The organism is Arenibacter latericius DSM 15913 (assembly GCF_000424985.1).
Lineage (GTDB): Bacteria > Bacteroidota > Bacteroidia > Flavobacteriales > Flavobacteriaceae > Arenibacter > Arenibacter latericius.
The window spans coordinates 1-15,241 of record NZ_AUKX01000054.1 but is presented as its reverse complement, the minus strand read 5'-3'; the positions used below and the strand labels follow the sequence as shown (position 1 = coordinate 15,241).

Annotated in this window: 12 protein-coding genes; 5 read left to right on the top strand and 7 right to left on the bottom strand. The window is 34.3% G+C overall.

Going from position 1 to position 15,241, the window contains the following annotated elements:
• Positions 1-40 precede the first annotated feature (40 nt).
• The 3 genes from H344_RS0114335 to H344_RS20385 are packed head-to-tail and all read right to left on the bottom strand — an operon-like array spanning position 41 to position 6,063.
• Entirely contained in the window at positions 41-913 is an 873-nt protein-coding gene (locus H344_RS0114335; protein ID WP_034256712.1) for an endonuclease/exonuclease/phosphatase family protein, read from the bottom strand.
• A 12-nt stretch (positions 914-925) separates the two neighbouring features.
• Positions 926-2,665 (bottom strand): RagB/SusD family nutrient uptake outer membrane protein, encoded by a 1,740-nt coding sequence (locus H344_RS0114330; protein ID WP_026810943.1) that lies wholly within the window; start codon positions 2,663-2,665, stop codon positions 926-928.
• Between the two features lie 11 nt (positions 2,666-2,676).
• The gene (locus H344_RS20385; protein WP_169514973.1) at positions 2,677-6,063 is read right to left on the bottom strand and encodes a SusC/RagA family TonB-linked outer membrane protein; all 3,387 of its coding nucleotides are present in this window, start codon (positions 6,061-6,063) and stop codon (positions 2,677-2,679) included.
• A gap of 510 nt (positions 6,064-6,573) precedes the next feature.
• On the opposite strand from H344_RS20385, the gene H344_RS0114320 reads away from it, so the two are divergent.
• The 3 genes from H344_RS0114320 (at position 6,574) to H344_RS0114310 (ending at position 7,811) form a co-directional block, all read left to right on the top strand.
• Complete coding sequence (locus H344_RS0114320) at positions 6,574-6,921, top strand: hypothetical protein (RefSeq protein WP_026810942.1); 348 nt, start codon at positions 6,574-6,576, stop codon at positions 6,919-6,921.
• The gene (locus H344_RS21150; RefSeq protein WP_157378297.1) at positions 6,918-7,454 is read left to right on the top strand and encodes an ATP-binding protein; all 537 of its coding nucleotides are present in this window, start codon (positions 6,918-6,920) and stop codon (positions 7,452-7,454) included. The genes H344_RS0114320 and H344_RS21150 overlap by 4 nt, the downstream gene beginning before the upstream one ends.
• A gap of 66 nt (positions 7,455-7,520) precedes the next feature.
• Positions 7,521-7,811, top strand: a complete 291-nt coding sequence (locus H344_RS0114310; RefSeq protein WP_026810940.1) for an STAS-like domain-containing protein — start codon at positions 7,521-7,523, stop codon at positions 7,809-7,811.
• A 236-nt stretch (positions 7,812-8,047) separates the two neighbouring features.
• On the opposite strand, the gene H344_RS0114305 is transcribed toward H344_RS0114310, so the two are convergent.
• Complete coding sequence (locus tag H344_RS0114305) at positions 8,048-8,824, bottom strand: DUF3050 domain-containing protein (RefSeq protein WP_026810939.1); 777 nt, start codon at positions 8,822-8,824, stop codon at positions 8,048-8,050.
• 354 nt (positions 8,825-9,178) lie between these two features.
• Between H344_RS0114305 and H344_RS0114300 the strand changes: the two genes are divergently transcribed.
• On the top strand, positions 9,179-9,673 hold the full coding sequence (locus H344_RS0114300; RefSeq protein WP_169514972.1) for an AlbA family DNA-binding domain-containing protein: 495 nt from the start codon (positions 9,179-9,181) through the stop codon (positions 9,671-9,673).
• A gap of 264 nt (positions 9,674-9,937) precedes the next feature.
• Here H344_RS0114300 and H344_RS0114295 read toward each other — a convergent pair whose 3' ends face one another.
• The 3 genes from H344_RS0114295 to H344_RS0114285 all read right to left on the bottom strand — a co-directional run bounded on the left by H344_RS0114295 (position 9,938) and on the right by H344_RS0114285 (position 14,783).
• Positions 9,938-11,347, bottom strand: a complete 1,410-nt coding sequence (locus H344_RS0114295; protein ID WP_051254337.1) for a calcineurin-like phosphoesterase C-terminal domain-containing protein — start codon at positions 11,345-11,347, stop codon at positions 9,938-9,940.
• A 156-nt stretch (positions 11,348-11,503) separates the two neighbouring features.
• Complete coding sequence (locus tag H344_RS0114290; protein WP_026810936.1) at positions 11,504-12,964, bottom strand: hypothetical protein; 1,461 nt, start codon at positions 12,962-12,964, stop codon at positions 11,504-11,506.
• A gap of 40 nt (positions 12,965-13,004) precedes the next feature.
• The gene (locus H344_RS0114285) at positions 13,005-14,783 is read right to left on the bottom strand and encodes a M16 family metallopeptidase (protein WP_157378295.1); all 1,779 of its coding nucleotides are present in this window, start codon (positions 14,781-14,783) and stop codon (positions 13,005-13,007) included.
• A 156-nt stretch (positions 14,784-14,939) separates the two neighbouring features.
• On the opposite strand from H344_RS0114285, the gene H344_RS20375 reads away from it, so the two are divergent.
• Positions 14,940-15,241 (top strand): IS1/IS1595 family N-terminal zinc-binding domain-containing protein (locus H344_RS20375; protein WP_034256709.1); only part of this gene is annotated, 302 nt, incomplete at its 3' end.

The window sequence follows — 15,241 nt, the reverse complement described above, 5'->3', positions numbered from 1 at the left end:
CGATTGTCCATTATCACACCATTGAGCATCTTAATTTGCATTATTTTATTATGGCATCAATTATTATAGGAAAATGATCAGATATATATAACTTGCCACGCTGCCCATCTACTATATGGTGTTTTAAGATTTCCATATCTCCATGAAATAGAATATAATCAATACGGTCTCTAGTTTTATCTGGCTCTAACTCAAAACCATTAAAAGTATAATCGGGGCCGTATACCTGCAATGCATTAGTATAGGTATCTTTCATTCCCACATCAGAATTAAAACTACTTACCAATTTGGTGTAGGCTAAATGTGAAGGAGAAAAATTAAAATCACCTGTCACAAAAAATGGACTTTTTCCGGCGATCTCTTTTGACTTTTGTGAAAGAAGCTCGGCGCTTTTTATTCGAGCATTCTCTCCTCGATGATCAAAATGAGTATTGAAAACAAAGAATACTTTCTTTGAAGATTTATCTTCCAACTTTACCCAGGTAACAATTCTTGGTAATACAGCGTCCCAACCTTTAGAATTCACCTTGTTAGGGGTTTCAGAAAGCCAAAATGTATTCTTATCCAAAAGGATATATTTATCCTTCTTATAGAATATTGGACAAAACTCTCCTTCATCTCCCCCATTTCTACCTACGCCAACATAATCATACATAGGTAGCCTTTCTATCATATCTTGGAGCTGTACATAGGTAACTTCTTGACCTCCCAAAACATCCACGTCCATAAAATTTATATTATCACTAAGCCAATCTTTTCGATTGTCCCAGATGTTTATTCCATCATTTGGGCTAGCCATGCGGATGTTTGTTGTCATAATTTTTACTGCAATTTCCTTCTGTGCACTTATTTGCTGAAGCGGCACTACACTTAAAATAAGTAACAAAAAGAATTTTGAAAATAATCTATTCATAATAATCTAAGTTTATTCCCATCCAGGGTTTTGAGTTAAATTTGGATTTAATTGCAGTTCTACCCTAGGAATAGGATAAAGATAATCCTTGTTTTCATCAAAGCTTCTCGTTTCATAATCAGGATGTGGTATTATTCGGCCTTGGTTGTCCAAATAAGTATCTGATCCCAGTTTATAATATTGAATGCCAGTAACAACATTATCTGGACGCTGTCCTTCATATAAAACAACATTAACTTCATTATCACCTGTAAGGTCATATTCACCAGGTCCAGGAAAGTATAAACCACGAATCGGTTGAGTTAAAGTTTCACCTGATTTCCAACGTACAATATCGTTCCATCTAAAGTTTTCCATATATAATTCGATGCGTCTCTCTCTCCTGATTTCCAAAATGATACCCTTATTAGAACCATCCACGGATGGATATTGATTAGCTATATAATTATCGGGATTACTATTAACATCGTTTAGTATAACGCCAGGCATGTCTACCCGCGCTCTTAAAAGGTTTATCGATTTTTCAACATCTTCTTGGGTCAGGTTGCCAAGTTCAGCTTTTGATTCAGCGTAGTTTAATAATACCTCCCCGAATCGAAACAAAGGCAAATCGGTTATCGATTGTCCATTGGTATCGTAGACAGGTTCAGTTACATATTTGGTAATTTGATAACCTGTTACAGTAGCCCCTAAATTTGGCGCAAGTTGTTTTACTTCCCCTTTACGAGTATACCCTGGAGTTCTAATGGTTTGAGACAGTCGCAAATCTCGATCGGCAACCTCATCAATAAAAGATATCTGATCAAAATTAACTTGATCTGTGAATCGAGAACCATCCTTATTTAAATAACTATTTACTAAATCTTTTGGCATTCCAGGCCTTCCGTACGAACTTGTTGTGGTATAATAATTTACATTATGACCAATGTTTAACGTCTCTGAATATGCCCTAGCAAGAATAATTTCATCAGCTATGGCATCATGCGAATTAAAAAGATTTCTGTAATCATCATTAGGATTACCAGTGCTGTAGATCTTATAGGGCGAATTATCAATCAATTCTTGAGAAGCCTCTATAGAAGCATTTAAATACTTTTCATATCCATCAATACCTCTGTACTTTTGAAATGTACCCTCATATAGACCTACTCTAGACTTTAAAGCAAGTGCAGTAAATTTTGTAATCTCATATACATTTTGCTCCTCTCTCATATTAGCAATCGCCCAATCCAGATCTTCTAAAATTTTATCAACTATAAATTGTCTCGAATCTCTAGGCTTGGTCAATTCGTCATTGTTCGTTGGATCAACCGGCTTATTGTACCAAGGAATTTCTCCAAAACGTTGTAGCTTTTGGAAATAAAAATAAGCTCTAAAAAATCGAGCCACACCTCCGTAATGTGATTTAGCATTGTCATCTTCAGATTTTTCATACTCCTGAAGAAAAAAGTTGATATCTCTTAAATATGCCCAGTCCCAGCCACCACCTGAGGTAGGAACAAAACGGGCACTTCTCATCTCCTCACTTAATTGATTTTGGATAATGTTATCCGTAATCGATTCTCCGTCATAAATAGAGATACCAGGAAACATCCTATAAAACCCATTTGTATATAATTTTAAATCAGCTTCAGTATTAAAAAAGCCATCTGCCGTTATCTCAGATAAAGGTTCTTTATCCAAATAATTATCACTACACGAGTTTAATCCCAGTGCAAGAATCATAATGAAAACAATATTTTTAAATTTCATAGTTTAAATTTTTAAAATTGTAAGGTTAAACCCAGGGAATAAGTTTTAGAAAAAGGATTTACTTGAGCGGTGCTCCTATTTGCAGATGTTGATGGACTATTTAGGTTTACTGAAGAACTAGCCGCTTCTGGATCAATATAATCCGTCAACTTTGAAAAGGTAAAAAGATTCTCCCCGCTTAGATAAAACCTGAGTACTGTAGAGGGAGAATTTGAAATTAAACCATTCGGTACTGTATAACCCAGGGTTAGGTTCTTCACTCTAAGATAAGCCACCGATTGTAGGTACCTGTCATTTACTTTTTCCATTGAACCTCCGAGAGCGATGTATCCATAGTTTCTAGGGAAATAGGCATCCGGATTTTCAGGTGACCACATATTATCTACTAAATCCTTTCTGATATATGAGTTATATGGTCTATTATACTGAGCCCAGAATATGCGGGAATCATTGTGCGGATACCAATCCTGTTTACCCACACCTTGTAAAAATCCTGAAATATCAAATCCTTTCCATTTGGCATTTAGCACAAAACTGTATAAATATTGAGGGGCAGAATTCCCAATTATTTCTCTGTCTCCAGGATTATCTACTGTATTTTCACCTTCGCCAATAAATCCATCTCCGTTTAAATCTATGTATTTTACATCTCCAGGTTGAAGTCCCCCACCAGATGAAATACGATTTGAAACAAAGCTCTGATCTGCATGTGCAAGTATTTCTTGTTCGGACTGAAATAATCCAGCAATACGATAGCCCCAAAGTTCACCAATGGTCATACCTTCATAAAAGTCAATAAGACTTTTATTAGGATTTTCAAATTTTGTTATTTTTGTTACAGAATTAGATAAATTGGCTGTAACTGAAAAATCGAAAGGATCCTTACCTAAATCAAAAGAATCATGGTAACCCAAAGAAAATTCAAATCCACGCGCCCTTAAGTCAGCAGCGTTCTCCAATGGGGATTTTGTTCCAAGAACACTAGGTAAACTTGCTCCTTCTGCTAACATCCCCTGTGTATCCCTTTGAAACCAATCTATATTAAGAGTTAATCGGTTATCGAACATAGCAACGTCTGCACCAAAGTTCAAAGTGCTCACCTTTTCCCAAGTAATATCGGTAGGATTCAAGCCTGGTGATTCAATATAATTTAGACGAGTTCCATTTAATGGATAGTTGTAAGTTCCATTAGGCAAAGTAGGATAGTAGGCGTAATCATCAATATTTTGGTTGCCCAGTGAACCGTAGGATGCACGAACTTTTAGAAGATTAAGATTATCGGATCCATCGAAAAACTCTTCTCTATTAATTAACCATCCAGTGGAAACTGATGGGAAAAAGCCCCAACGATAATCTGATGGAAATCTTGATGTAGCATCATATCTTCCATTAAATTCCAATAGATATTTATTCTTATAATCGTAAGAAAGACGATAGAATAAGCCTTGTAATGCCCATTCAGAAGCACTACCACTAGCTTCTGGATTATCTGTAGCTAAACCTAATGAATTCAAATCATTGGAAATTAGGTTTTGTTTACTAGCATTTACACTTTTGGTTATAAAAGTCTCCTGATTAAAACCGGCAGTTACTTTTAAGCGATGATCATCAAATGTCGCCCTATACTCTCCATAAATATTAAGTGCATCATAACTACTTTTAGTTCTATATTCATTTAAATAGTCATTCCCCAGAAGACTAATTTCATCAGGATAAATAGAATAGGGAATTCGAGTAGAGCGTTGATATCGACCAAAGCTATTTCTACGGATGGCATAATTCATATTAATCGTAGCAGCTGGAAATGGCCTAATCTCAAGCGACGCAATGTTAGAGAATTCATCTGTATTGGTCACTTGTTTTGAAGTTCCTTGCAATAACCCTGCATATACACCGTCCCCTATTGTGTAATTATTTAATTCTGTACGCCAAAGAGCTCCTCCATTTGGATTTACAGGAACATATGAAGGTAATGCATGTACCCAGATTAAGCTACCCCAAGGTCTTCCATAGCTTCCATATTGACTTCCGCCATGCTCTAAGTCCTCAGAACTGTTATACTGCATGTTATTGGAAAAGGTCATCCAATCGTTAGCTTCAATATCTATCTTCCCTCTAAGATTATATTTATCATAGGTATCATCTTGAACTTTTAAAATCCCCGTAGAACTATAATTTCTATAGGAAAAATTTGCTTTTATTTTCTCTGAACCTCCGGAAATTGAAACGTTGTATATTTGAGAAGGATACGTTTTTCTAAAAAAATAATCCCACCAGTCCGTATGTCCATAATGTACATACTGATCGCGTCCATTCCTTTGATCTACAATAACCCGTGCCAATGAAGGATCTTGAGAAACCTTAAAAAGTTCGTCCATATCAGCTTGAGTATATCCGGTATATGAAGCCCCACTGTTGTTTCTAAAAGCTTCATCTACGATAGAAACTGCCTTATATGGGTCCGTTAAAAAGTCTGTATTATTAGTCGGTGAACTGATTGCGGTGGTCATCCCAATATTGACTTGAATATTATCCTGTTTAGCTTTTTTTGTAGATACCAAAACTACTCCAAAAGAGCCTCTAGCTCCATATATTGCAGCTGATCCAGCGTCTTTTAGTACACTTATAGATTCAATATCATGTGGATTAAGATTGCTTAAACTTCCTTCAATCCCATCGATCAATACTAGAGGCTGCCCTCCGTTAATAGAGGTAAACCCTCTAATATTAATCCTAGGTTCATCTCCAACTTTTCCTGATGATTGAGTTACATTTAGGCCAGGACTTAACCCTTGCAAACTAGATGAAACATCAGCTATGGGTCGTTCTGCAATATTCGCAGTTTCTACAGTACTAACCGCGGTAGACAACATTTCTCGGCTAGTTGTACCATACCCTACTACAACCACCTCATCTAAACCTGCTGCACTTTCTTCTAGGGTTACCTGGATGCTTACCTGTCCACTAGTTTGGACCTCCTTAGTAGCAAACCCGATATATGAAACTACTAAAACTGCATTCTCATTATTAATTTTAAGAGTAAAGTTACCGTCAAAATCAGATTGAGTTCCATTGGTTGTTCCTTTTTCCACTACACTTGCACCTGGCAATGGCAAACCACTTTCGTCTTGAATGGTTCCGTTAACAATAATTTCCTGAACTTGCTTACTAGTTGAAACACTATCCTCCGCTATTAGTATATCATTATTCAGTTCAGTAAATACTATAGACCTATTACTGATAACCTCATCTTTTATTGGAATGTATACATTTAACAAATGAGAATTAGCTTGGATTTTAAATAGGGTAATAAAAAATAATAGCGTAGTTAATCTATTATTTATGATCATTTTGAAGGGAATAGGTATATGCCTCCCGTTAAGTATAATTTTTTTCATTTTGTTTTATTAGTCAATTTATAGTAGTCTATATAGTATCACATTACTTCCATTCAGGAAGGAAATTTCCTTAGCCTTATTATGTACTTTAAAACACTGTATGTTTAATTTTAGTTTCACAACCTATCTGATATTTTAATTATTACACATAATCTCAAGTGGAATATTTTTAATTTTTTTTTGATGAAATTTAGCTTTAGGAAACCTCTTTTTATTTATACATATTGGAAGTATATCAATCTGGGTATTGTTTCTATTTCATCTTAAACATGATTAAAGCATTTCTCTCGTATGATAGAAAATTGTTACATAATTAATCGTATTGATTCTTTTTAGGCCTATAGATATCTTGTCCGATTTCGGGATGCAAGCTACTATCAATAGAAAGATTAAATATTAAACTAATGTGAAGTTATTGTTTGGTTTAGGTGATATCCGATACAATTTGTCAGTATAAGATTCCAAACCAATGGTATATTTTATTGATTATATTTAAAGAAAAAAGTTGAAATGGTAGAGCAAGTAATAGCGGTCCCGTCTAGTCAAAAAAAACTGGATTGGTTTCGTTTTGCAAAGGATAGTCGGAATTATAGGCAGGATATTGATTTATTAATTGTTGATTTCAATGATGTTCGTTTTATGGAAACAGACGAGTTTGTGATCTTAGCCTGCATTATCGAAAGTTATTTTATTAGTGGGAGTGAAATTTCTTTTATAGGTGGCACTGAAGGTTTTAATAATCATCTCTATAATATTAAATTTAAAGAATATTGGAAAAATGGTTTTGATAGAGAGAGAGATTCACCTTATCACATAATCGCACAACTCTGTGCCTGTGGAAGATATCACAAAAGATGATATACTCATATTCAACGTATGCAAGAAAATATTTTGAACGCTTCACTAACAACAAAGATTTGGTGCCGTTATCTTCAAATATGGATGAAGTGTTTAACAATATATTTGACCATTCCCAATCCCCCGTTACCGGCTATATAATAACTCAGTACTATCCCAAAAACAACAAAATATCTTTTTCAGCTTGTGATTTTGGCATTGGCATTCCCACGTCTATAAATGAAGCTGCTAATGCGGACGGAGTACAATACGAAGATTGGAAAGCTATATTAAAATCGTTAGAAAGAGGCTTTTCCATAAGATCAACACCAAGAAATAGAGGTTTTGGATTAAACAATTTATTGGAGTTAACGGAGAACTCGAATGGTAGACTTCAAATTACCTCTAACGATGGCTCTGTGATAAAAAAAGCTGGCATGATGTATAATGCTGGAAATTTAAATATTCAGTTTAAAGGAACCTTGATTAAGGTGGATGTTGACTTAAACACATTTGAAGAAAAGGATGAATCTGACGAAATATTTGATTTTTAATTAAATATTCATTACATTAAACTTTAGATTTGCATAGTGATTGAACCTTAACAATAATAAATTCACATGAAAAACTTGATTTTAAAAGACTTAGTGAATAACTCAAGTTCTGTTGAGGAAGGGATTGTTCTGTTTAATAAATTGAAAAAGGCTTATTTAGATAAAACCATTGTTCTTTTAGAAGTAGACTCTAATTTGTCATTATCCTCCTCTTTCCTGAACGCTTCGGTTGGTGCTTTTTTAGATGATTATGGTTTAGAAAATTTTAAGCTCACAGTAAAGTTTAAGGGATCCAAAACTCAATTTCATAAAATAAGTAGATATATAGAGAGTTACAAGGAGTTATATCTAGTTTAATTTTGTCCTTTCTTTTACTTAAAAAATTCTTTTTAAATTTATTGGCACTATTATTAACGAAAGCACTTCAATCAACTTCTTGCTTATAGGTTCATATATGGGCAAGCCAAATTATTTTATGCTATTGTAAAATAAAAAGAGGCCTTCCATAATCGATGGCCTCTTTTTAAAGTACATATTTCCATTAATACATTTTATTGCGATCCTATTTATTCGTTAAATTAGGCTTATAGAATTTAGGCCGATCTTTTTTGTTGAATTAAATCGGTAATAGCATCCCAAAGACCAATACGTTTCTCCAAGGATTGTTTAGCAATCGCTAAAGCTTCTTCCCACTTCTGATCATCATCTTCACATAGTTCGGCAATCATCTTAAGGGATAATGGACCATGTTCGTCACCATCCAATTCTATATGACGCTCAAGGTAATAGGTTAGTTTAGAATAAAGTTTGTTTTCAGCATCAGAACTTTTGAGTATTTCCATGAACATATCCGGAATTACGTCCTCTCTTCCAAAAGTAAATGCTGATGCCACCAAATGTGGACTTTTCGTCTCAATAATTGAAAATGAAAATTTTACGAAATCCACCACGCGTTCGTCTACCTGAATCTCATTAAGTGCAAAATCAATAGTGGTTCCTGACTCTAAGAGCTTTATAAATTTATTGATTTCATTGGTATTTCCATTTATCTGCAACATGGCATCCAAATACATTTCAAAATGACTTTTGGGTTCTCCCAATTCATTAATGTCACTTTCTTCCCCGTGAACGATTTCATTTATAAACCTGGATAGAGATGGATTTTTAGGAGGTGTCCAAGGAATTTCAACACTAGTTAAGCTCATTTGAAGACTTTTTAATAGAGACATAAAATCCCAAACGGCAAATACGTGATTTTCCATAAAGATTTTTATATCGTCAAGACTGTTTATATTGCTATACAATTCATGATTTTTCAATTGATTTCTTAAATCCAAAATCTCCCTTTCAATATGCGCTATTCTATTCATTCTTTATACTATAATTAACACCTAATACAAGTCTTTAAAAAAACCTGCTTTTTTCTGCAAATGTAACTATAAATTGATTTGGCAGTATAGACGTTTGTAATTGCCAGACAATTTAATGGGAAGAGGACAATTAAATTCACAACTTAATATTTTTTGATTGAGAAATATTAATTTTACATGAAATAAAAACTATAATAAATGTCATAAATAAATACTGTGACATTATGTTTGAAATATATTGTATTTAAACCTTTTATAAGATCCTTGGTCAAATTGTAAGTCGAAAATTCGATAGTTACTAATCATATTAAAATGCTTATAAATTATATTTCTTTTTTTAAAAAGGAACATTCATTGTCGAAAAAGGCACGTTTAAAAAACCTTAAGATCCTTTTAAATTCAGCAGAAAATCAACATTTAGCATTCCTTTCAGCTACACCTTGGAATTTGAAACAACCTAAGACAGCAACAGAAAAGGAATTTCTTAAATCTGTTGCTAGTTTTATGAATTCAGGGGGAGGAAATCTGCTATTAGGCGTTAATAAAGACAATACCGTTTTAGGGTTGGAAAATGATGGGGTGCCTTTTAAAAAAAAGGATAGGAAAAGATTTTCTCAACACATCAGCCAACTTATCTCTGACAAACTTGGCCCTCAATTCTGTACTTTAACCTGTTATCATTTTTTTAAAATAGACGAAAAATTCATTTGTCAAATAGAAATAGGTAAGAGTGATATTCCCGTCTATGTTCCTATCAACAACTCCTACCATATGTACATACGGGAGGAAGCTAAAATCCGTAATCTAAACCTACATGAAATGTTGGAATATGTTGAGTCCAGATTTTAATCTACTAATGTAACAGCAAAGTGTTCCTAGCCAGCAAGGATTGAGGAATCAATCCAAAACAGTTCTTATCGATAGATGAAAAAAGAATAAGATCTAATTTAAACCCTGTTATCTATATTTACTCAGATCACGAGAAAGTGTGAGCTTCAAAAATGTGTGTGAATTAAATATAAATTAAGAATCGATTAGCGCCCATAATCTTCAGTCTGTTCAATATCGCGCAGAATAAAGCCTTACAACCTTGTAATATACCTAAACACAGGGTCATTTCCACAGCCAAATGCTCTGCTGAAAATCCTTTATTTTGGGATCTTGCACCAAGATATCGACTTTATAAATTCCAGGTTCAAGGTTTTCGGGCAGCTTACCTTTCCATAAGTGTCTAGAGGGTTTTCTTAAATACGGTGTCCTTCTACTGTGACCATCAGGGCTTTTCTGCTCTGATTGGGAACGCCTTATAAAAGCCACAAACGGATCCATCTTATGCACCTTATCTAAGTACTGTAGTGGGTATTCCTGAAATTTCATGGCTACTGAAGTACGATTAGAGCCAGAAAAAAAATTCACATAAAACTCATTAGATTTTGACAAGAAAGAAGTAGGCTCCCCATTGTATTCTCCAGACCAAATACTCAACTGCTTTTCTTCGGGAAGATCAACTCCTTTATATTTAAGCTTATAACTTCTTTTTTTAAAATCAATTTCAAAATAACCTCTAGGCGTACCACATTGCATTAATGACAAAGGAATTCCTTCCCAACTTTTCTGTCCTGTCCACCAATTCCCAGACACCGCCCCTACAGTAAGCTCATGAATAGTGTTCCCGGCCGGTGTGTTTATATAGTTTTGAAAAACTGTATGGGTGTGTCCTGATAAAAATAAAACCTTGCTATAATCATTTAATATTTGTAATACTTCGTCTTTATTCTTCATACCGACAAAAGGGATATGTTGACTAATTACAATAGGATAGTCTTTAGAAACTTTTAGAACCATGGACCTTAAAAAGCGTAATTGATCCTTTGTATATACTCCTTCATAACCATATTTCCCAATCGGTTTAATACTATTCAGAGTAATAAACAATACTTCATTTCTAAAAAAGGCATATGTATCTGGGCCAAAGTGCATATTAAATAAGTTAGACTGCTCTACCTTTGTAGCATTAAAATCTCTATCATGATTCCCATATACAAGCCAAGCCGGCCTGTCAATTTCTTGGATCATTCTATTTAAAGGCTTAAAAAGAATAGGCTCATCATTTACCAAATCACCTAGATAAATACTAAAATCGTAATCATTCCTATTGGTCAGTTCCTTTAAAATAGAGTTACTAGCCTGTAATAGTTCTGTAGTATCTCCGACTTGAATATCCCCTATAGCCAAAAATTTAAATTCCTTTTTGGTCTTTTGCTTTGTAAGTCCAAAATCATAAGAAAAATTATTTGAAACACTATCTGCTACTATATGCCACCAGTTTTTTCCATCAGCATAAGTATATTTAGAAGGGATTATAGGAAATAAGATTTGACCCTTTTTAACTCTAATTAAATACTCACCTTTTTTATTAGTTTGCACTATGGTATCCCCATTAGAAACCCATATCTTTTTCAAACCTCTTTCAAAGGCATCTAATTGATTATTTCTATTTCTGTCCAAAAATACTTTTCCCATTACTACTTTGGACTCATATTGAGCTAAAACACCCTCGATTAAAAGTAAAGACCCAAGGGCAAGGATTATAAGAACTCTAAATTGTACTACCATAACATACCTAAAACTATAAAAGCGGAGTTAAACTCCGCTTTTATTCATAATTACAAAGATTTACTATTGATTATCTGGAGAAGCAAATTTATGTAGGTGTAATTGATCACCAACTAAATATGCTGCATAAGATACTCCATTAGGAGCTACTACAATATTTAAGTCGTCTGCTTCTACACTCTCAAAAGTTATTGGTGTTCCCCAGTTGTTAACATCATTATCAAAAGCTGTGAAAACAGGTGTTTTTGTTTCGTTTTTATAAAACACCATTGCAGAGCCATAGTTATCCACTGCGATATCAAAATCACGCAATTCGGTTGTTACAATGATGTCGCCTAATGTACTCCAAGAGCTATCCTCCTTAGTGTATTTCTTAACTTTTAACTGAAAATCAGTACCTGCCCCAGAATTTTCAGCATATGCTAAATAAACATTACCTTTCTGATCTACATCCATGGCTAGATTATAATAATAAATAGTATTTTCTACATCATCCCTCATCTTATCTGCTAAAACTTCCCAAGATCCATTTGCATATTTATAAACAGATACATACTGGTTATCTCCAAAATCTAAAACCGCTAAATAAATTTCGTTATTTAAAGATTTTGATGTAATAATCCTTGCAGCGCCAGTTCTACCTGCGATAGGCAAGTCTGCCCAACTTCCGTCTGAAGAAGTTTTTAGAAATACACTTCTCCTATCATCACCACGAACACCGTTTATGTAGAAACCATAAAGAGTATTATCTTCACCAATAGCCAGCGTATTACCATCTGCTCTACCACCAGTATATGCATCAGCACCAACATAATCCCATGAATTACCTACAAAAGACATTATACCAGCCTGCCTGTCATTCTCATAATCTTGAAAGCTTATATATGGCACACCATCATTATCGAAATTCAATTCTACATCATTTGCTCTAGAAGAGAAATCCTTAGCTCCGATTCTTGTCCAATCCTCACTTTTGTATCCAATTAAATTAAGCTTTCTATCAGCGGTCTCATCCCTATCACCAATATAAGCGACGTAAGGCTCTGAGGTTTTTGGATCTATTGCCAAAGAGATAACTCTCATGATATCCTCCGCGTAGACACCAATTTTACTCCATACGGAACTAGCCATTTTCCCTACTGTAACAGTGTATATTTTATTGGTAGATTCTTCTGATACCAAAAACTCTACAGATCCGGTATAATCATTTGCTGTAGTTCCACTTGTTTGCGTTTCGCCACCTACTTTAACTATATCGTTTTCCGTTGTGGTAAAACGCGCAACCAAATTAGTTAAATCGGTTTCTTTAGGTAGGTTTATAATTATTGTTTCAGAACTTACCACAGTTTCATAATCATTGAACAATACCTCAGGATTATCTTCCTTGTAAAATCCGAAGTTGGTTATACCAACCTCAGCAGGTATTTCTGGTTCTGGCTCTACAGTTACATCATCCGAGCTGCAACTAATAAAAACAACAAAGCACAATGCTATTAGAGACAAATTTTTCAAAGTAGTTTTCATAATAATAAAAAATTAAATGTAAATAGTTAATAAATGTTTGTTATGGTTTAGGATGTAAAATTGCTTTTATTTCTGGTGTTTTAATAAAGTAAGTTTTAGCTTTCTTTTTTAATCGCCTAATGGTTACGTCTTGTACCATCTTCTCGTAGTTATAAGTGAAATTCCAATTACGATATCCATTATAATAATAATCTCTAATCGCCCTGGTCCAATAGGAATTACTTTGTTTTTTTAACCTATGATTTTTTATCAAATTATTTTTCACTTTCATCAAATCTTGTTCAATATTGATATCACCGTTAACGATTCCTTCAATTATTTTTCTAATTTCAGACTTGATAAGGTTCACATCTTTTGGGTCACATACTAAGCTGATAGTTTGCCTACTTAAAGGAACAGGATGTTTTGTACTACTTATCGAAACTCCAACACCATACACTACTCCAAGATCTTCGCGTAGCCTTTCTGTATATTTTATTTTTAAGATGGATTCCAGGAGATTATTCTCTATCTGAAGTTTCGGAATATCCCTTTCAACCTTATTTTGTTGATACACTAAGGAAACTATAGATTTGGGAGATACTCCAGTGTTTTTTATTAAGGAAGTCGGCTTTTTTAGAACAGGTCTAGGGTTATACTCGTAATCGTTACTTACATTACCCTTTGGCAATCCTCCGATATAGGTTGTTATTAAGGGTAAAATTGCAGGCAACTCCTGATCCGTTAATACGGTAATTATATAATCATCAGCAACCCCAAAAAATCGATCATAAATTGGTTTGACGGATTCTATTGCCAAATCTTCTTGTATCTGCTTTACAGTCTGCTGTCTTGTGGTATAATCTTCTCCCCTAATCAAAAATTTCAATTCTTCATAAAATTTATCCTTAGCCGTAACTTCCTTATTATCTAAAGATTTTAACATCCGTTCTTTAACTTGATTAAAAAGAGTGGTATCTACCCTAGGATGAACAGATTTTAAATAAAATAGTTTAAACAGCGAATTTACATCCATGTTATTTGCACTTCCAGAAAATCCTGCTCTCGTTCTATCTAGCAACAGCTGTACTTTTGCGCTATTCCCCGTTAAATAATCACTCAATGCTTCCCTAGAAAAATCCCCATAACCGCTAATGGAAACAATAGGTGATACATACATAGATTTTACATAGTCGGTGGAATCTAATGCGTAATACCCACCCTGCTTAAATCCAGATATGATAATTTTATCTTCGGCATTTTCAGTTTTCTTATAAATAACTTTAGCACCATTATCCAAATAAATTTTTTTTGCCCCTATTTCAGGTATCAATTTCATATCCTCTATCTTACCTGGGGTAGGAATGTAACCAAGAAGTTCATTGGGGACAATCATATTATTTTTATATGGTAAAACTGTAATACTGTCCCTATTACGGATATGAGATAAAAGAAGTGAGTCTTTGGGTAAATTTTCAACCAATTTACTATTAGCACTAAGTAGATACTTAAAGCTACCCTGCTGATTTGTATTCTTAAGCTCCTTTAGTAAAACCAATGAATCTATCTTAGTAAAATTATCTTCCAATAGATTCAATTCGGATTTTAAAGGAATGATTTTATTACCGTAATAAAAGTCTTGGTTTATTTGATTCATCATCCCTGAAGCAGAAGGAGCACTTTCCCTTATTACTCTAGTCTTGAAGGACTGTAACATTTTTGTTTTAACCTTTTCTATTTCAGATTTGGTGAAACCATAGTCCATTATCTGTTTGTAATGTTGGTTAAATTGGTCTATGCCTTCCAATACAAACTCAGGTTTTAAAGTGACAGTACCCAAAAAAGCTGCTTTTACCGGTAAAAAATTTCCTACAGTAATACCAGCTTTTTTATAAGCAGGGTCATTAAACGATAAGGAAGCAAACCTTTGAGAGATTAGTTTATTAAGTAAACTACGGGCTCTAGTTTATAATAGCTATTATTTGTATCTTTAGGTATGGAACTAGAAGAATTAAAACAAAAGATCCTTTCGCTTCCTCTGGTGGACAGGCGGAGATTGCTCAAGGATATCGAAAAGCACGATGTGACTACGGGAAGTCCAAGGGCACAGGCCTCCCGCCGACATCTTCTCGACAATATGATGGGCGAGTGCCCGCACTGTGGCCATACCAAATATGTCCGTTTCGGAAAGGACAAGGGTGCACAGCGCTATAAATGCAAGTCCTGCAAGAGAAGCTTTACCGAATATACGGGCACTTGGATGGCGGGGCTGCACAAGAAGGACAAGATAGACGCCTA